This is a genomic window from Thermogutta hypogea (assembly GCF_055386265.1).
Genome location: NZ_AP042425.1, coordinates 4399652 through 4419385, shown reverse-complemented (window position 1 = coordinate 4419385; position 19734 = coordinate 4399652). Strand labels below are relative to the sequence as shown.

Annotated in this window: 10 protein-coding genes; 6 read left to right on the top strand and 4 right to left on the bottom strand. The window is 64.5% G+C overall.

The features are described 5' to 3' along the window. Nucleotides 1–8: 8 nt before the first annotated feature. Complete coding sequence (locus ACZ5B4_RS15865) at nt 9–1262, top strand: C45 family autoproteolytic acyltransferase/hydolase (RefSeq protein WP_464912207.1); 1254 nt, start codon at nt 9–11, stop codon at nt 1260–1262. Nucleotides 1263–1576: 314 nt separating this feature from the next. On the opposite strand, the gene ACZ5B4_RS15860 is transcribed toward ACZ5B4_RS15865, so the two are convergent. The 3 genes from ACZ5B4_RS15860 to ACZ5B4_RS15850 all read right to left on the bottom strand — a co-directional run bounded on the left by ACZ5B4_RS15860 (nt 1577) and on the right by ACZ5B4_RS15850 (nt 8828). Further along, nucleotides 1577–5659, bottom strand: coding sequence for a hypothetical protein (locus ACZ5B4_RS15860; protein ID WP_464912206.1), 4083 nt, complete (start codon nt 5657–5659; stop codon nt 1577–1579). A gap of 576 nt (nt 5660–6235) precedes the next feature. After that, nucleotides 6236–7795 (bottom strand): hypothetical protein, encoded by a 1560-nt coding sequence (locus ACZ5B4_RS15855; RefSeq protein ID WP_464912205.1) that lies wholly within the window; start codon nt 7793–7795, stop codon nt 6236–6238. A gap of 283 nt (nt 7796–8078) precedes the next feature. Then, nucleotides 8079–8828, bottom strand: a complete 750-nt coding sequence (locus tag ACZ5B4_RS15850; protein WP_464912204.1) for a phosphoribosylanthranilate isomerase — start codon at nt 8826–8828, stop codon at nt 8079–8081. Nucleotides 8829–9123: 295 nt separating this feature from the next. Between ACZ5B4_RS15850 and ACZ5B4_RS15845 the strand changes: the two genes are divergently transcribed. Next, a complete protein-coding gene (locus tag ACZ5B4_RS15845) occupies nt 9124–10347 on the top strand; it encodes a hypothetical protein (RefSeq protein ID WP_464912203.1) in 1224 nt (407 codons plus the stop codon). 70 nt (nt 10348–10417) lie between these two features. Further along, nucleotides 10418–12094 (top strand): ExeA family protein, encoded by a 1677-nt coding sequence (locus tag ACZ5B4_RS15840; RefSeq protein WP_464912202.1) that lies wholly within the window; start codon nt 10418–10420, stop codon nt 12092–12094. Nucleotides 12095–12265: 171 nt separating this feature from the next. Here ACZ5B4_RS15840 and ACZ5B4_RS15835 read toward each other — a convergent pair whose 3' ends face one another. Then, the gene (locus ACZ5B4_RS15835; RefSeq protein ID WP_464912201.1) at nt 12266–12934 is read right to left on the bottom strand and encodes a zinc ribbon domain-containing protein; all 669 of its coding nucleotides are present in this window, start codon (nt 12932–12934) and stop codon (nt 12266–12268) included. Nucleotides 12935–13245: 311 nt separating this feature from the next. Between ACZ5B4_RS15835 and ACZ5B4_RS15830 the strand changes: the two genes are divergently transcribed. From ACZ5B4_RS15830 to ACZ5B4_RS15820, 3 genes are all read left to right on the top strand, one after another. After that, entirely contained in the window at nt 13246–13926 is a 681-nt protein-coding gene (locus ACZ5B4_RS15830) for an ABC transporter ATP-binding protein (RefSeq protein ID WP_464912200.1), read from the top strand. A 22-nt stretch (nt 13927–13948) separates the two neighbouring features. Beyond that, entirely contained in the window at nt 13949–17407 is a 3459-nt protein-coding gene (locus tag ACZ5B4_RS15825; RefSeq protein WP_464912199.1) for an ABC transporter permease, read from the top strand. Nucleotides 17408–17494: 87 nt separating this feature from the next. Continuing rightward, the gene (locus ACZ5B4_RS15820) at nt 17495–19588 is read left to right on the top strand and encodes a right-handed parallel beta-helix repeat-containing protein (RefSeq protein WP_464912198.1); all 2094 of its coding nucleotides are present in this window, start codon (nt 17495–17497) and stop codon (nt 19586–19588) included. The last annotated feature ends 146 nt before the right edge of the window (nt 19589–19734 follow it).

The window sequence follows — 19734 nt, the reverse complement described above, 5'->3', positions numbered from 1 at the left end:
ATGTCTCCATGATTCACGACTTGGACGGTCGGTCGGCACAGCCATCGTTTCACCCCGCCCGGCGCGGGCTTCGGATCATCGCACCGTTGCTGCTCGCGTGGGGGATGGTGACGGGCGTCTGGGTTCGTGCGGCGGCCGCCGAATCCGCGATCGCCCCCTTGTCCGCCGAAGGCTATCGCGTCGTCGCCGTCGATCCCGAGGGGCACGGCGTATTGCTGCATTATCAGGGCAAGCAGATAGTCATTGTGGACGGCAATCCGCGGGAAATGGGGACGGCCCACGGACGACTCTTGGCGGGTCAAGTCCGCTATTTGGTGGAGCGCGTGGTGTATGGAGTAGGCGCGGCCGACTCCTTGGCCGGCGGCGCCTGGTTCCTGGATACCATGGCCCAAATCGAGAAGCGCACCGCTCCGCACGTTCCCGCCCGATACATCGAGGAAATCGACGCGCTTTCTCTGGCCGCCGGAGTCTCGATCCGCGACGGCCGCTACGCCAATTTCTTTCCCGAACGTTTTCATTGCAGCGGCGTGGCGGTGCGCGGTAGTGCCAGCGCCGACGGATCGGTCGTCCATGCCCGCGTGCTCGATTACATGCGCGACATCCACCTGCAAACCTGCGCGGCCGTACAAGTCTTCTTGCCCGAGGATCGCCACGCCTGGATGAGCCTCGGCTACGCCGGCTTCGTGGGCACCGTTACCGCCATGAACGAAAAGGGGCTGGCAGTGGGCGAGATGGGCGGACGCGGCGAAGGAGATTGGGACGGCATGCCCATGAGCTTGCTGCTCCGCGAGATCATGGAGCGGGCGGCCACCGTGGAAGAGGCCCTCGAAATTCTCCGAAGTACGCCCCGCACTTGCGAGTACTACTACGTCTTCAGCGATCGCGAGCGAAACTTGGCGGCCGTCCGGGCCGTGCCCGACGAGCTGCTCGTCCTCCGGCCGGGCGAGCAACACCCCCTTTTACCGCCGGTTCCCCAGGACACCGTATTCATCTCGGCTGATCGGCGAGCCGAGGTCCTGAGCGAACGCCTGCATCAGCAGTTCGGCCGCATCGACCCCGCTGCCATGATCGAGATCATCAAGCGGCCCGTGGCCATGAGTTCCAACCTGCACAACGCCGTTATGCAGCCGGAAAAGCTCGATATGTGGGTGGCGGACGCCGGGCGATCGACGCCCGCCTGCGATGAACCGTACGTGCGGGTCAATCTGGGCCGGCTGCTCGAGTTCTATCGGCGATGGAAGTCCCAGCCCGCCGCGCAGTGAACTCTCCCTCGCATCCACCGCCGGTTTGTGCCGACGGCCTAGGTTACGCCTCCGTAGCGCCGGCGCGATCGTGCGGATCGGCGCACGAGCGTGAACCTCGGACTCGAACGTAAGCCTGGGGTGCAAGTCGCGATTCTGCGTGCAGCGTCGAAAGCGTACTCGACAAGGTTTCCCTGCCGCCGGGCGGTGCGAATCCGAAATCGACGCCCACGAGAATGAAAAAGCCTCCGGCGTCAGCCGGAGGCTGGGGGAAGCTCAGAAATTCAGGTCGGCAGCAATCGCCCCATCGGGCCGGCGGTCACCGGCGCATCGTTTTAGAAGAACCCGCCGCCGAAGCCGCCGCCGCCGAACCCGCCGCCGAAACCACCCCCGCCGAACAGTCCGCCGAAGCCCTGTCCGCCGGCACCGCCGCGGCCTTGCGCCCCTTCCCCGGTGATGAAGTTGAAGGTGTTGACCTCGGTAATCGCGGAGAAGTACGGCACCGGGTTGATGCGGACATAGCGGCGATCGGCCGAGATCACGGCCGAAGTCATCATGTAGGCTCCTTCAGGCACGACGGTAATTTGCGGGGCGTAGCCCACCGCGCCGCCGCGGACCGGCACGAAGGGCAAAATGCCGCCGGCCCCGCCCAAATTGGCCCCGTCCGTACGCGAGCCGTAATACGACGCCATGGCCGCCGGATCGACTTGAGGAGCCTGATCGGCCGGAAGCTGTTGGGCCAAGATGCGATTGCGAAGCTCGAGGTGGTTCATCACCGAGGCGGCCAACATCCGCTCGTTAAGCGGCGCTTGGAGTCGACCGTCGGCCAGCTCAAACTGAATGACGGCCTCGTCGTTCTTCATTTCGACCATTTTGGTCAGCGACTGGGCCTTGTCGGTCAGCAAGTGCGTGTGGATGGTGACCTTGACCTTGCCGCCCGCCACGTCGCCCCACACTCGGCGAATCAAGCCGCGATAGGTGCCGCTGAAGCCCCGCGGGCAGACGTAGTATTCACGGTACCCCTCGTCGCCCTTGCGCACCGAGCGACTGGATGCGTCGCCGACCAACACCCCGCCCGAGGTGGTGCGAGGATTGCGGAGCGAACATAGCGTGCCCGCCGGTTCCTCCACGATCAAATCCACGTCGGCTTCGCCGAGCCACGAGACCTCGATCACACAGTCCCGTGCGACGGCCTCATCGAGGGCGGCCTGATAACGCGCAGCTTGTTCCTCCAGCTTCTTGGCCTTCAAGTCGTCCAACGTGGCCTTGGCCGTCCGAAGGGCGTTCAGCCACACATCCTGGTGCTTCTCGGGGAACACCTGACCCAAGATTCCCACGGTGGACCACTGGATCCCCTCCAGATCCTGGAGCTTCTGTGCGACCTTCAGTCCGGCCACGTACGGTTCAGGCCATTGCGGGGCCAACGAAGCCGCCTGGCGATAAACGCTCAAGGCGCGGGCGTCCAGCCCGTGACGTTCCAACTGGATCCCCAACGCCAGGAGGTCCAGGGGTTCCACGGCGAAGTCAGCCGCGGACATCAAGACCCGCTCGATCTCCTCACTGGGCCGTCCCGCCGCTTCCATGGCCAGAGCCATGCCTTCGTACATCCACGGCTCGGGCGGATTGTGGCGCAACGAAGCGTTCAGCAACTCCAAGATTTCATCAAACTTTTGAGCCGCCAGAAGACGACGCACGGCCTCACGGATCTCGGCGGCGGGAATCGGCTGTTCCCCTTGGAAGAGGCTATCCCACACCAAACCCGCGGCGGTGTCGCTGTTTCCAGCGACGATCCGGTCAGCCGCCTGAAGAAGCGGCGAAGCTTGGGGGGCGGTCTGGGCACGCGGCCGACCGTCCGGAGTGGAAGTCAGATCATCGTTGACACTGAAGGCACGGAAGCCGTTGTTGCCGCCGTTCGGGACGTTGAACATACCGCCGCCGAACCCGCCTCCGAAGCCACCCATGCCACCAAAGCCACCCATGCCTCCCATGCCCCCGAAGCCACCCATGCCACCCATGCCTCCGTAGCCACCCATGCCACCCATGCCTCCGAAGCCACCCATGCCTCCCATCATCCCCATGCCTCCGCCCATAACGTTCGGCGGTACCACGAGGTCGGCAACGGGATAGACCTTCAAGATCAGGTCGGTATCGGCCTGCTCCGGCGTCGTAATCAACAAGACTTCGTCCTTGACGATGTAGGTAAGGTCCAGATCGCGGAGCAGCAACCGCAGGGCGGACCGCAACGAGATGCCGCGCAGACTCTTGGAGACCGGCGTGCTGCTATCCACCCCCATGGCGCTCAGGGCTTTGTTATCAAGTTGAATCTCGATTCCATGCCGATCCTTCAGGTAATCCACGACTTCCGACAGCGGCGTATCGACGAAGTCCAGCTCCGTCGAACGTCGCAGCTCCGCGGCGATCTTCCGTTCGGCCGCATTGTCGCTGGTCAACTCCATCGAGCTGTAGCGCTCCTTCCGCCGCGCGGTCAGCTCTTGCCAAACTTCGGCATCGGGATACAGTACCGGAGGTTCGTCCGGGGTGGGGACGTGGGCCTTTTCCGTTTGATATAGCGTGTCGAGCACACCCTTCTTGCGGGCCTCGCGCAGCTCCATCGCCTTCTCGAAATTGCCTTGCTGGCTGGCCATCCGCTGCGCCAGGTTCATCACAGGATTCTCCGGCGCCAGCTTGACGGCCTCCATGGCCGCCTCCACCTCGGCCAAATCGTATCGCCCCTCTTGCATCAGCGAGTCGAATCGCTGCATCAGTTGGCTCAGTTTTTGCTCTCGTGCCAACAGGCTTTCCGTCAACAGCTTCCGCTCCAAGGCTTGGGCCTCTTGCGCGGCGGCGCGACGCTGTTGCTCGTTCCACTCGATGACGCGGGCATCGGCCTGGCGGATGGCCGCGCGGACTTGATCGGCCAACTGCTCGCGGACTTCACCCGGCAAATCCGGCGTTCTCTGAACGAGATCCAAAAGCTCCTTGAGATCCTGGCGAACATCCTCGGGATTGGTCGCCATCCGTTTGCGGGCCTCATTCAATTGGACGCGGACATCCTGCGTCACGGCATCCACCAGGATCGCCCGATCCTTCAGGACTTGCGCGACCAAACCGGGAGGCGCTGCACCGGCTGCGGGTGGAACGGCCGGACCGCTCAGGGTCAAATCGGCAGGGGCCTGCGGCGCGTTGGGGGCCGCGGGGGCGGGAGCCGCCGCAGCGGGCGCCTCCGCCTCGGCCGACTCTTGCGATATCTGCGTCACCCGCGCCAAAATCTTGCGCGCGGCTTGGTTTTGCGGATCGCGGCGCACCGCTTCCTCCGCCATCCGCCGCGCCGCCTGCACGTCGTTGACTTGCAGGGCCTGCTCGGCCAATTCCGTCAGGTTGTAAGCCGCAATCTCAAATTCCTCGGCCAACTCGCGGAGCAGGGCGGTACCGGGAATCGGTGCCGCGATTCCCCCCCCGGCTCGCATCGATTCGACGAGCTGGACCAGGAAGGCGTTGTCCGGGCGAGATTCCACCGCCGGCAGATTCCAGGTCAACGACGTGTCGCCGAAACCCGCCTCGACTTCCAACGCTCCCAACTCTTTTAGCGTTCCAACAACCACGGTGTCGCGATCCGCACGGAGCGGGGGCAACGTCTTCGGGAACACTTCCCCCACCGATCCGGACCAGTTCACCGAGCTCGGCCAGGCAACCGGCGAGGCCACCGCAGCGGCCAATTCCGCAGCCGCCGACTCGGCGGTCACGCCTTCCATATCGCGGACCAAGATGCCGCCGCTATGCGTGGCGATACTCGCCATCAAGGGGGCGTCCCAACGCGGGCCGACCAGGAAGCTACTAACCGGGATACGGTCCTTTTGCAACCGGTTGCAGATCGCTCCGATGCGATCCAACGGCAGGAGATTCGCGCGGCTCAAACCGTCGCCGATGTAAACTAACGAGCGACCGAGCTGGGGGGTACCTTCAAAGGCCGACACGGCGGCATTCAAACCCGCTTCCAAATCGCAAGCGCCCAGCGGCACCCGCTGCTCGAGCTTGGCCAGGGCGGCCTCCAATTCCGGGCTTCCCGGCGCGGCGAAATCGGCCTGCATCGGCACGGCCTTCAAATCCACCGCCAAAATTCGGACCTTGTCGTTCGGCTCCAACTTGGCGAGCAGGTTTTTCAAGACCCCCAGTCCGGTCCGGCGAAAATCACCGGATTGGGAAGCCGAGGTGTTCACCAGGATGACCACGTGGTGCGAATCCGCGGGCCGGAGCACGGAGTCATCCGCTCGCAGCGAGGCGGCGAAATAGGCCGTGCCGTCCGGGGATTGAAACACCTCCAGGTTCCCCTGCGGCGCTGCGGCGTGCACCGATGCCCCAAGCGAGAGGACCATCCAGGCGAAACATGGGACCAGTAGGCTGGGACGCACTTTCGACATGATCATGCTTCTCCGACTTTAACACGCGCCTTCGGCGTTTCCCCCGGGACCTACGCGCCGAAACAGACTAGAGGCCGATGTCTTTGTTCAAAAACTAAGGGGCTATGCCCATTGTAGCTTGGACAGATTACGTTTGCCAAGCAAAAACTTTCGATCTGGATAGATGGGCATAATGGGAAAAGCCCACAGCCTCCGGATCGTTGGCCGGTTCGAGCCGCCCGACCATCGCGGCGACGCGCGGCTTGATGCCGTGCCGCTCTTTTGACGCCCGGCCGGGGCGCGAAGTTCCGCACCGCCGCTCAGGGAAATTCTTGCCGTCCGCGGAAAATCCGAAAACGACGTCTCGTCGAAGAAAAGGCGTCAAAACGGGGGGGCCGTGCTACCGATGGCCCGACAAGTCGGCCGGACGGCGCATGGCGACGAATACGGCCGCGAGACGTCTTACGGAGGAGGCGGCACGGCGGCCCGCGGAAAAGCGGGCACGGCGGTGAAAGCGATGTTCCTGCCGCCGTGCCCAATGCATCAATTGCACTACGCCGACAATCAATTGCACTACGCCGGCAATTACCGGCGGCGCTACTTCACACTCGTCGAATCCGGCTTCGCAGCCGTCCGAGGCCGGTTCAGCAGCCAAGCGACGCTATCCGCCAAGTTCCGCCGGGCGTCACTCGCGGCTCGACCGAGGAACTCGGGCAGGGAGTCCAGCGCTCGCAGCAGGGCGGGCAACACGACCTCCACTCGAACTAAATCCGCGTCGTCTCCCGCCAAGGGCGCGGCGTTCAGTTCCTTCCAACCTCGGTACCCTTCTTCATACACGAAGTAGCGATACTTTTCGGATTGGTAGTACTCGCCCTCGTAGATGTGCGAAACCTCATTCGAGTTCAAGTCGGGCGAATAGCCGGGCTTTTCGAGGTCCCAAGCGTTGTCGCCGCCGGCATCGAAGTCATCACCGCCTGCCGCGGCCGAATCCAACCGCGGGAATACCGGAAATTCCACCGTGGTCTCTTCCCGGTTTTCATCCCACTGGAAGTCTTCGCCCGGCTCCCCGTGCATCGGCGTATCCCAAACCGGTGCGGCCTCGCCGCGGTCTTCCTCTGGAATGGGGAGGGAGACGTCACCGCTCATCTCGCGCTCGTCACCCTCAAACAGTGGTTCCAGGCTCTCGTCACGGACCAGATCGAAGTCCGTGCCCCATAGGGAATCGGCGTACTCATCGCTATCCGCCCCGATTCCCGCTATGGCAGCTCCGATCCGGTCTTCGACCGGCCCTTGGTTTTCATCAGTTTGCGGGGCAATCCCATCGTTTCGGGCCAAGATCCAGGTCTCCGCAACACGAGCCTCCCAGTCCTCTTCCACATGGACCTGGGCGTATTCAGCAAGGGTAGGAAATTGAATCACGCCCGACTTCGCGGATGTTGCGTTCTCGCTTGCCGTTGGTGCCGGCGCCTGCCGCGCGTTGCGACGCCGAATCCAGGGACGTCCGCCGACCACCTCCTGCGGTCGAGCCTCTTCGTAGTAGTCCCCGTAAAGGGCCTCGTCATCCATGCCGTCATGCCCATCGTCCAATGCCGTTTCAGGCAAGTCCGCGGCGGACGAATACGGCTCGCTGGGGCCGTATTCCTCGTAGAAACCGTAGGTTTCGGTATCGGCGGCATCCTCGAACATAAGCTCCGGCGCAGCTTGCGCCGGTGTTGCCGGCTCGTCCTCCGCGGCAACCGACCGGCCAGGCTCGGCCGCGAAGAAGCCCAGTTCGTCCCGCCCCTGGAAGAGATAGCGGTATCGATACTCCGAGATTTGTGCGAAGAACTCTTCCACCGGACAATTGGCGGCGTCGCTCGCCGGTTCCAACCGGTTCTCGGAAACCTGGTTCGACACGGCGAATTCGCCTTCCGCCGCCCTTTCTCCCTCCATCACTCCTCCGTCGATTTCGCCGATCTGAGCAAGGTTCTTGTCGGTTTCGTCCTCCATTACCAGCCAAGGATTAACTTCCTCGCTAACGTCGTAGGTCGTGGGTTGCGTCCAAGGTGCCTGTTTTCCGACTGCCGGGTGATCCGTCCGCAATGAGCTTAAACCGATTACGAGAAGTGTTCCGCTACAGAATCCGAACACAGTGCCGGGAAACCAGCGTTTCGCCATGCTTGGGTCCTCCCCAAATAGTCAAGAGATTTCACTTTGGAAACGTCCGCGGCGGGAAAGAAGGATGCGGCACACAGGTGAGAGCTTCGGTGTGGGGTCCGCCGTAAGAACTATCGGAGAGGATTTATGGAGATATTGGCGAATTCAGGCAAGGGTCGCAATATGCGGTATTGGAAAACTATGGAAGGTATACGGGCATTTTGCCCCCGGAAGCGGCTTTTCCGGATTTACTGCTGAGACCTGTTTATCATTAGGCATTCACAGCCGGCGCCGGTCATCGCCCTCAGAGCATGCCGCACTCGCGAAAGGTCGTCCGTGCCGTTTCGACGAACGCGGCGATGAGCCGGGGAGACTTTTCGCCGGGCGAGGATTCCACGCCGCCCGCCGTATCGACGCCCCACGGCCGAACCGTGCGGATGGCCTGGGCGACGTTTGTCGGCCGCAATCCGCCGGCCAACGCAACGGGAACGTCCGGCTCGTGCCGCAGGAATTCCGCGGCCGCCGACCACTCGAACGTCTTGCCCGTCCCGCCCGGGGCGTCGGGACTCCAAGCATCCAGGAGGATCATGGCGGGGAGCGCTGCCAGCTCTCGGCACCGCGCGAGATAGTCCTCCACGCTATGACAACTATCTCGAACGCGAAAGGCCTTGACGACGCGCAGGGGGCGCAGAGCGGCAACATCTTGCGGCGGCTCGTCGCCGTGAAGCTGCACGGCATCCAGCCCCACAAAGGCGGCCAAATCCCGCACTTCTTCGACAGGGCAGGAAACGAAGACTCCCACCCGAAGCAGTTGCCCGGAGACCGCCCGGGAAATCCGCCGAGCCGTGTCGGCCGCCACGAATCTTCGACTTTGCGGGTAGAAGTTTAGGCCGATGGCGTCCGCGCCCGCCGCGACGCACATCTCGGCCCCCTCCAAGTCTTTGATTCCGCAAATCTTGACGCGAAACATTGCTCGTCTCTCGAAAAGCCGAACCGCCACGGCGCAGGATGGCTGCCGGAACACGGCGTCCATGAGGGTGCACGGCCTGCCCATCCGCATCGCTCTCCCATGTTTGGAAGGACGCGGTCCGTCGATTTTGCCGGCGTTCCTCGGCGGCATCAAAGTGTCCGCCGCGCGCGTCTTTCCCGTCAGGTAAAACCCCGGTGATTGGTAAAAGCAAAACGACCGCACGGAACGGTCTAAAGCTCATTCCGGGAAAAGTCGATGCCGGGTGAGGGGCGGCAGGGCGCCGTCAGGGCGTTCCCCTTGCATTATACGTGCAAACCAAGGGGGCATCGGCCCGCGCGTCCGCCGCATGTACCTCGACCACCGAGGACTTTTGGGCAAGATGGCAAGTCCAGGAGAGGCGATATCCCGACCGTCCACGAAGGCGCGCATCGGCGGCGATCCCCTGGGGTGGCTCGTCCGCGGAGCGGCGCTGTCGGTTACGTTCGCGGCCGTGATTTGGCTGTCGCGGCCGATCGGGGAGACGCCCGGCCTCGCCGCCTTTCCGTCGGATCCCGATCCAACCTCGCACCACGCGGCCGACGACTCGATTGTCGAGAACTCCCAATCTCGGGCCTTATCGAATGATCGCTGGGAGGCTTGGTTTGTCGCGCGGCAACGTGTGCAAGCCGCCCTAGCCGAATACGCCGCCATCGCCAACCAAACGCAATTGTTCTTGCAGCAGCACGTCGCCGTGCTCCGGGACGCCCGTCGATACGGTTCCTCGCTCCTTGCGCAGCGATCGAACGCGGCACCGGCGTCCAATGCCTCCGACACCGCCGAGGCAATTCGGTCGCCGTATTCCGAGATGGAGAGGCAGCGCTGGGCGTTTCTAAAAGGCGATCTGGCGCGATTGGAAGCGGAACGCGCCCGGCTCTTGGCAACGCACACGCCCGCGCACCCGGAGGTCGCCCGATTGGACGGCGTCATGGTCGAGCTGCGGAACGAAATCCGCCAACTGGAGCAGTGGCTCGGCAACCAGGGGGAATTCGCACCGGACGGAAGCGGGCAGGGATCGAGCCGGAGTGCCGCGGCACCGCCGCCGCCCTATCAGCAGCACTTGGTGACCGCCGACTCGCAACCCCCCGTGGGACAGAGCGATCCGCGAGAAATCCCAGAGGGGTTGCCGGTTGGGGGCGAGGAAGCCGAAGCATTTCGTGAGGCGATGCGCGACTTGGCCGCGGGCGAAGCCACGCTCTCGCAATTGCTGGAGCAAGCCGGCGCGGCTCGGCAAGAGCTGGAATCGGCGTTACGGCAGGAACAAGCGTCCGCCGCAGCCTTGCGGCAGGCCTGGTGCGATTCCGCGGAACGGGCGGCCGCAGCGACGGACTCTTCCGAGCACTCGAATCCTCCGGCGACTGCGTCGATCACTCGGTCGCGTTCGGATTGGGGGCTGCGGAGCACGCTGGCGGCGGCCTTGAGTGTGCTCTCGGCCATTGCCGCGGGTTGGATTTGGAGCGGCCTCCGCGACACGGGGGAAAGGCCCCACGCCGAACCGCCTCCTCGGCGATATTGGCGGGCGGATGGAGCGGAACCGCCGTCCCGCCCCAAGTTTCAGCCCCGATGACGATGCGTTGCCCCATCGCCGCAAACATACCCCAAGGCCCGTTCGAACCCGTTAACCGTCATCATCGAGCATGTACGAGCAATTCTTCCATTTTCGTCGTCGGCCGTTTCCGGCAGCGCCGTCCCTTCGGCACTACGTCTCGTTGCAGACGATGGAGGAACACCGCGCGAAATTGGTGCGGTGCCTGGCCCGGGGCGAAGGCGTCGGCCTGCTCGTCGGTCCGACCGGCACGGGCAAGACGCTGTTGTGCCGAGCGGTTGGAGCGAACTTGAATGCCCACTGCGAGGTGGTGATGCCCGCGGTGGGACGCGTCGCATCGCGCAAAGCCCTATTTCAAGCCGTCCTATTCGAATTGCGCCGGCCCTATCAGGGCATGGATGACGGCGAATTACGGCTGGCCCTAATGGACTACCTCTTGAGCGAGGATCGAGAGAAGCCGCTGGTCCTGATCATCGACGAGGCCGACACGCTCTCCCTGCGGATCTTGGATGAATTACGCCTGTTGCTCAACCTGGGAAAGGGCGAGGAACCGCCGCTCCGGCTGCTCCTGTCCGGGGGAACCTTGTTGGAAGAGAAGCTGGCCGCCGCGAAGCTCCAGCCCCTCAGCCAACGGATCGCCGCGCGATGCTATCTGGACGCCTTGAGCCGGGCCGAGAGCTTCACTTACGTCCGCGAGCAGATTCGGCTGTGCGGCGGGAATCCCGACGCGATGCTCTCGGAAGAGACCTTGGCGGCGGTGTACCACGCCACGGGCGGCGTGCCTCGCCTGATCAATCAGATTTGCGACCATGCCTTGCTGCTGGCTTTCGCCGACGAAGTCGAGCAGATCTCGCCGGAGCTGGTGCAAGAGGCGTGGTCCGATTTGCAGCAGCTTCCCATGCCCTGGGAGCCGGTCCCTGGACCGAAGAGCGGGCCCTCGCAGGTCGTGGAGTTCGGCGCGTGGGAGGACACTTCCACCACCGACTCACCCTCCGAAGACCTGGGTCAGGACTTGCGGGCCGCTGCGGCAGACGGGACGAGAATGCCCGACGACGACCGCCCCGTCGGAGAGAACTTGCCTGCCCCGGAAGAAGCGGCCGAGACCGGGGAAGAGGCCGCGCGGAGCGACGGCGGCCGACGCTTTCACGGCCCCGGCCCCATGGTAAACGGGCCGAGCGGAGCCTTTCCCGTGCCATCCGGCGAAGCCGACTGCGGCCAAGCCATCCCCGAGCCGGTGGAAATTCGCCCGCTGGAGCACATCCAACAAGCTGAGAACGCCTTGCGACAATTGCAGCAGGAGTTCCGGCCTCCCGCAACCAAGACCGAGGTCGAGCTGATCTTCGACGACTGGGGCAATCCCTTCGAGGAGGAATTCCAGCAAGTCATACCGGTGACCGGCGGCACCGTCCGCGAGACGGCCCCGCAAGCCCAGGGTGACCGGCCGTGGACCCGGACCTTCCCCGACCAGGAAACAGAGAAGAAGTCGGCGAACCGCGGCTCCTTGGAGCTTGTGATCGCGACCGAAGACGACGCGACCGTGCCGACCGTTCGGGCGACTCCTCTCGGCGAGGACCGACCGAGCGATTCTATCCCGGAGGACACCGGCACGGCGGAAGTGCTGATCTTCGATGCCCATCCGGGGACGGCGCGAAGCAAGGCCGACGGGGAAAACAGCCGCCGGGAGACCGGCCGGGAGGTACGCACTCCGAAATTCCGCCGTCTCTTTTCCCAGCTTAAGCAGCGTATCGCGGAGGGGCAGGAGACCTAGTACGTTGACGCGACGTGACGGACCGGCTCCGCAGCTCTCGGCTGGGAAACCGGGCCGCGAAAGGCGATTGGGACGGTCCCGCCGATCTCCTCGGTCACGAAGCAGCGGCTCGTCGTCTCCGCCCGCTTGCGGCAAGGGGACGCTTGGCAGCGTCCGTGATGCTCCGTCGATTCACGTGACGAAGGGGTGCGTGTGCAAAGAAATGCCGGGCGAATGGTAGTCGAGATTCGTCAGGTAATCGACAAGGGCCGCATGGTCCTCCCAAATCGGCCGCATGAACTTCTCTCGGATGTAGGTGAAGACGGCGATCTTCTGTTCCTTGCTAAGGGGTGCCGGTCCCCGCACGGCTTGAAGGATTGCGTCCTCCCCCCTTTCGATCCTGGTCAGGGCGTAACGCGGCGCCAGTTGATAGACGGCCAGCCCCTTCAGCCGATGGGAACCCTCCTCCGTCTTCGTGAGCTGAAGCTCCACCAGCTTGAAATCGCCTTGGCCGGGGAGTTTGTCGGCGTTGCGGACGGCCCGCACGAACGTCGTCCCCGAGCGGATCATCCAGCCTTGCCCGTTGTTTTCCCATGTGGCCACCAAGCCCTTGCGGTCCACGACCAGATAATGGTAGTCGCGGACCAGGCGGTCCGTCGGCTCGATGTCGGGAAACTCATTGCCGGCGTCGCTATCGCCGACGGATCGCCCGTTTTCGACGCGGCGTTCGGCCTCGGCCTCCGGTTCGAGCGCCGGCACGTGGACGATGGCGCCGCACTTGGGACATTTGCCCGCCCTTCCGGCTAATTCCGGACGCACACGCAGATTGGCCTGGCAGGAGGGACACATCACGGTCAACATGATTTCTTTCCTTCCCCCAATCGTTCCCTGAAGTTGATTCGGTTTTCATGGTGACCCATGCCGTCCCGGGATGCAACCGCGCCGGGCGCACTTTTCCACCTTGAGCCGACACCCGAGCCTGGCCATCGCGCGTCGGGCATTGCGTTTTCGCTCTCCATCAGCTCTGCAAGCCGCGGGCGTAAACCGGTGGTGAAAACGGCGTATGCCCGCTAGATTGGCGAAAGACGAAGTGCGGATCCTCCTTCGAGCGTGCACCGGGGAGAGTAATCCACGGGACGGCGGACCGACCATCCAACGATAGGCGTCTCATCATGGCCGAACTGGTACTCGAAAGCGTAACCAAACACTATCCCACCCGAGCCGAACCCCTGACCGTGCTGCAAGGCATCGATTTGCGTGTTCAGTCGGGGGAGCGCGTGGCGGTGATCGGCCCCAGCGGATCGGGCAAGAGCACCCTGCTCAACATCATCGGCGGCATGGACGTGCCGAGCTCCGGCCGGGTCTTGTTGAACGGCGAAGATCCGACGCGCCTGCCGCCCGACGCGCTGGCCCGCTTTCGCGGACGCCGCATCGGCTTCGTCTTCCAAGATCACCATTTGTTGCCGCAGTGTACGGTCTTGGAAAACGTGCTGATTCCGGTGCTCGCCGAGTCCCGCGTGAGCGACCAAGACGTCCGGCTCGCAACGGAGCTTTTGGATCGCGTGGGGCTGGCGCATCGGACGGGGCACCTGCCGAGTGAGCTCTCCGGCGGAGAGCGGCAGCGAACGGCCATCGCCCGCGCGTTGATCCGCCGCCCCGTGCTGATTCTGGCCGACGAACCGACGGGGAACCTCGACGCCGCCGCGGCCGAACACGTTCGCGACCTGCTGTTCCGGACCACGGAGGAATTCGGCACGATGCTGATCCTCGTGACGCACAACGAGCGTCTGGCGGCCGCCGCGGAGCGGGTATTTCGGCTGGAAGGCGGCCGGCTGCATCCGACGACCGTCTGAACGGGAGGGCTTCGCATCGGCCATGAACTTCATGCAATTCCTGTGGAAAACCGTTTTTTACTTCCGGAGTCTGCACTTGACGGCGGCCTTCGGAGCGGCCGTGATCGCTGCAGTGCTCACCGGTGCCTTGGTCGTGGGCGACTCCATGCGATTCAGCCTGCGGCAATTGACGCTGGATCGCCTGGGGCGCGTCGATCAGGCCCTGACCGGCCCATATTGGCTCACGAACGCCTCCGCTGAGCGATGCTCGGCCTCGCCCGAATTCACCGCGGCATTCGACGCCGTCGTTCCGGTGATCCGTTTGTACGCCGCCTTGCAGCGTCAATCGCCGGACGGCGCCGCGGCCGGGCACGTACAAGTCCTGGGTTGCGACGCCCGCTTCTGGTCGGCCTTCGACCGTGCCCCGCCACAGTTACCGGGACCGCGGGAAATCGTGCTCAATCGGCGGACGGCGGAACTCCTCGGGGCCGGGCCGGGAGACCGTCTCATCCTCCGCCTGCCGCGACCGGAGGCCGTTCCCGGAGAGAGCGTCTTCGGCCGCAAGGCCGACACCATCGAATCCACGGTCGTCACCGTCCGGGATGTCATCGCGGACGAGGGTGCGGGACGATTCGCCTTGGAGCCTTCCCAACAGGTCCCGCGCAACGCCTTCGTGGACTTGCAGTGGTTGGCGGAGCGGCTCGACAAGCCCGGCGCGGCCAACATGTGGCTGATTACCGGCAAACGACCGGATCGCCCCGCCGATGCCGCGGCCGAACGGCGGTTCGGCGAGAGCGCGATCTTGTCGGCCGAAGACTTGGACTTGCGATTGGAGGAGACGGCGCGGGGCTACCTCCACCTCACCAGCCGAAGGATGTTGCTGGCACCGTCTCTCCACCGCCTGGTCGCATCGCGGTTGGGGATCGCCGCCGTCGATCCCGTCTTTTTCTATCTGCTGGAAAGCGTCCGCGCCGGATCGCGGACGATCCATTATGCCACGGCGGCGGCCTTGGAGTTGCAGTCGGTTCCGCCGCTCGGGCCGTTCCTAGCCGCCGACGGCAAGCCCGTAGCCACGCCGCGGGAGGACGAAGTCGTTCTCAACACCTGGGCGGCCGAACAGTTGCAAGTCTCCCTCGGCGATACCGTCGAGGTCACCTGGTTCGAGCCGGAGCAGACGGGCGGCGAAGTCGGGCGTCATACGCGGGAGTTCCGCGTCAGCGGTATCGTCGCCCTGGCCGGGGCGGCGGACGACCCCGCGTTGATGCCGGAGGTCGAGGGATTGACCGACCGCCGGTCCATCGCTGATTGGGACCCGCCCTTCCCCTTCGACGCCCGCAAGGTTACTCCCGCCGATGAAGAATATTGGGAGCGGCATCGCGGCACGCCCAAGGCTTTTTTCTCGCCGCGGATCGCCGCGCGGTTTTGGGCCAATCGGTGGGGCGACGCCACCTCGCTCCGCGTCGTCCCTCCGCCGAACGTCTCGCCCGACGAACTTCGCTCGCGGCTCCGGTTTTCTCCCCGGGAAGCCGGGATCACACTCCTGCCGGTCAAGCGTCAGGGACTGACCGCCTCTGAGGGAACCACGTCCTTCAGCGCACTATTCTTAGGCTTCAATATGTTCGTGATGACGGCGGGATTGCTACTCGCCTCACTCTTGTTTCGGCTGGGAATCGAGAAGCAGACGCGGCAATTGGGCGTGCTCTCGGCCGTGGGTTGGCCGTCCCGTCGCCTGCTGCAATTCCTGCTCGGCCAAGCGTGCGTCGTCAGCGTATTGGGCGGCGTCCTCGGCGTTCCCTTGGGGCTGGGCTATGCCGCGGCCTTCATAGCCGGGCTCAACACGATTTGGTTGCCCGCCGTGGTCGTTCCGTTCTTGCGCTTCCACGCGACCACGATTTCCCTGTTTATCGGCGGATGCGCCGGGGTGCTCACCGCCGCAGTCGTTGCCGCCTGGGCCGTGGTGCAATCGGTCCGGGTGCCGACGCGGAATCTTTTGGCGGGCAGCGCCGACGGGGCGGCCTCCGCCGCGAGCGGTCGGGGAGGAATGCGCAAACGCGTCGGCTGGGTCTCCGCGGTCTGCTTCCTTGCGGCCCTGGGATTGGCGGTTCAAGGCGGACGGGGCGACGAGATGCAGCAGGCCGTGGCTTTCTTTCTGGTCGGGTTGCTAAGCCTGTGCGGGGCCTTGCTCGCCGTGCTCGCGCGGCTCCGTCGGTCCGCCGGGCAAACCCACGCGGCCAGGTCCCTGGTAGGGCTGGCCCTCCGCAACGCCGCGCGGAATCCCACCCGCAGCACCTTGAGCCTGGGCATGATGGCGGCCGCATGTTTCCTCATTTTCTCCGTGGCCGCCTTTCGCCTGGATCCCTCGCAGTCCGTTCCGGCCTGGGACGGCGGTAACGGCGGATTCCACTTGATGGGCGAGACGGATCAGCCCATCTTCGCCGATCTCAACACGCCGACCGGCCGGCAAGCGCTCGGCTTCTCCCCGGAGGACGCGCGGTTGCTGGATTCGGTGCGCATCTTTCCGCTACGACTTCAAAGCGGAGAAAGCGCCGATTGCCTGAATCTCTATCGCCCGCATCAGCCCCGCGTCTTGGGCGTGCCGCAGGCCTTTCGGCAACGCGACGGGTTCGCCTTCGCCGCCACCGCAGTTCAGGCATCGGGGGCAGGCTCGGGAACAAACCCTTGGAAGCTGCTGGTACCGTCCGACAGTCCCGCCGGTTCGCCGACGGCTCCCATTCCGGCCGTCCTCGACGATGCCACGGTCAAGTATTCGCTTCACCTTTCCGGCGTGGGGGCGGAGTTCGACATCCTCGACGGGCGGGGCCGGTCCGTGCGACTGAAGATCGTCGCCACGTTAAGCAACAGCATCTTTCAGGGAAATGTCTTGATTGCCGAAGAGCAGTTCGTAAAGCTGTTTCCCGATACCGCGGGCTATCGCTTCTTCTTGGTCGAACCGCGTGAATCTGCGTCAAGCACCGTCGCCGGCGACGGAGAGAAGACCGCCGGCGATTGGCGGGAGGCGGCCCGCCGCGTGCAACGCGCCTTGGAGCGGCAGTGCCTGGACTACGGCATGACTATGACACTGACGACCGAACGCCAAGCCGCCTTGCTGGCCGTCCAAAACACGTACCTCTCCACCTTCCAATCCTTGGGTGCGTTGGGGTTACTGCTGGGGACGTTCGGCTTGGCCGCGGCCCAGATTCGCGGCGTGGCCGAACGGCATTCGGAGCTGGCCCTGCTGCGGGCAGTCGGCTTTCGCAACGGCCGGATTCGCAACCTCATCGTGCTGGAAAACCTCGTCTTGCTGGGCGGGGGTTTGGCGATTGGGACGGCGTCGGCCGCCGCCGCGGTGCTGCCTCAATGGATTCTCGGCAGGGCGATCCCGCCGGTCACCACCCTGCTGTGGATCGTGCCGATCTCGCTGATGATCGGCCTTTGCTCGGCCGCCTTGGCGGGCCGACAACTGACCTCACTGCCCCTGATCGGCGCCCTCCGCCGTGAATGACCCGTTACGCACGCTCGCACGCGACCGCCGCGGTGCTACAATAGTCCCAACGCTTCATGCTTCACGAAACATGGGAGGTGAAACGTCATGCGCATCCGGCATGGGCAAACCTTGCTTACGGCCCTGATACTGCTTGCGGGGAACGGTGGGGCGCGCGCCGCCGCGCCGGAGGCGACGCCGCCGCGAACCGAGGCGGTCGCCGATTACGAGGCGGTCACCTATTACATCGACGGCACGGCGGGCGACAATGCTCGATCCGGCACCTCGCCCGAGAACGCTTGGCGGGATTTCACGCCGATCAACGGCAAGACATTGGGGCCGGGTGAGCGATTGCTCATCAAACGGGGGAGCGTGATCAACCAAGAGCTGCGACTCTCCGCGCGAGGAACGCCCGACCGCTGGGCCGAGATCGGCACCTACGGCGTTGGACCACGTCCCATTCTCCGCCGCAACTGGCACATCGACGACCGCTGCGCGTGGGTGATGGACCCCGACTATCTCCGCATCCGCGGCCTGACGCTGTGCTACGCCGCCAAGGGGCTGGTGGTGACGTACACCGAACCGGGCCGCAAGGGGTTGATCATCGAAGACTGCATCGCGCATCACATCGAGGGGATCTATCGGCCCAACAGCAGCGGCATCCCGGAATGGCGCGATCGGCCGGGACCGCAAGGCGATGCCCTCAACGCCTCCGCCGGTATTGCCGTGGTGGGCGCCGCCGCGAACGACTTGACGGTTCGCGATTGCGATCTCTTCCAGACCTCCTGGGGATTCTTCTTGAAGGGCCAAGGCCTCACGGTGGACCGCGTCTACTGCCACCACTGCTATGTTCACAATACGTCGCCCCATCCCGCGCTGGTACAAGTTCACGATGCCGTGCTGCAAAACAGCGTGTTCGATGCCTCGGGCGGGCACGCCTCGGCGGGGACCATGGGCATCATGCTCGTCGATCCGCGGAACCTCACGATCCGCAACTGCACGTTCCGCAACGTCCCCGACTCGGGCTGCCACGATGAGGGCGGCATCGACTTCGAGGCCCACGGCGACGGCTGTTTGATCGACGGCTGCACCTTCGAAAACAACGCCGGGGCGGCCGTCGAGGTCTTGGGACTACGGTCGCCGCAACCCAAGAATGTGGAGATTCGCCGCTCGCGCTTCATCCGGAACAATTGGGCCATGAAATTGGGGCCGGGCGAGATCTATATTTGGGGCAAGGCCCAACCGCAAGACCCCGCCGTCTGTTGCAGCACGGGCTTGATCGCGGAAAACGGCTACGTGCTTTTGCCGGGGGTGCAATTCTTCGTCAACGAAGCTCCCACGCTGACGCAGTGGACACTCCGCGACAATACGCAATACGCGGACCGCGAGGCCCTGGATCGGGCCATGCCGCATAACAATCCGCCCGTCGTGGAGGCCGGTCCGGCCGTCTACACCGGCGCCTCCGTCGCCACGCTGCAAGGCGAGGTCGTCGACGACGGCCGGCCCGAAGGCAAGCCGTTGACCGTACGCTGGGAAGTACTGGAGGGGCCGGGCGAGGTCTCATTCCAGGACGCAACCGCCGCCGCGACGGCGGCGACGTTCTCCGCCCCCGGCGACTATCTCTTGCGTTTGGTGGGCGACGACGGCGAACTCTGGGTGAGCGATCCGGTCGCCGTCCATGTCTTGCCCGCCGGACAAACCGCGGCCAAGGCCTGGGATTTCGACGGTTTCCTCGACAAGGAAGGTTGGACCGAGGTCCACCCCGGCACGCGCGAGCGCGACGAGCCGCATCCGCAATGGCCGACCCGATCCTTGCCGGTGCGGTACGTCTCGGGCGGGTATTACATCTTGGCCGTCGAGGACAGCAACGACGCCCATTTGCTCTCTCCCGACAACCTCGATGTGAACGTCGATCATCACAAACTGATTCGCATCCGCTTCATGAACCATACCCCGGCGACGACGATGCGGTTCCGATTCACGACCGCCGGCGATCAGGCCTGGGACGACGCCAAGAGCCGCGATTTCGACGTGATTCCGAACGACGAAGCACCGCGCGCATACGTCGTCGATATGTCTTCCGTGCCGGGCTGGAAGGGGACGCTCAAGCAACTCCGCCTCGATCTGGCGACGGGCGAAAACCTCACCGGCACTTGCCGATTCGATTACATTGCGATCGTGGGCGGCTCCGAGCAACCGTGACGCCGACGGCTCGGGAAGGCATCCCGCACCGTGAACCGGCGCGCCGTTTACCCAAGCCTACGGCTTGCAATACGGAAGGCCGATCATTTCCATGGATGCGAAGACGGGCTCGGCTCGCGTCGGCGGCGGAATCGTTCGCGGAAATC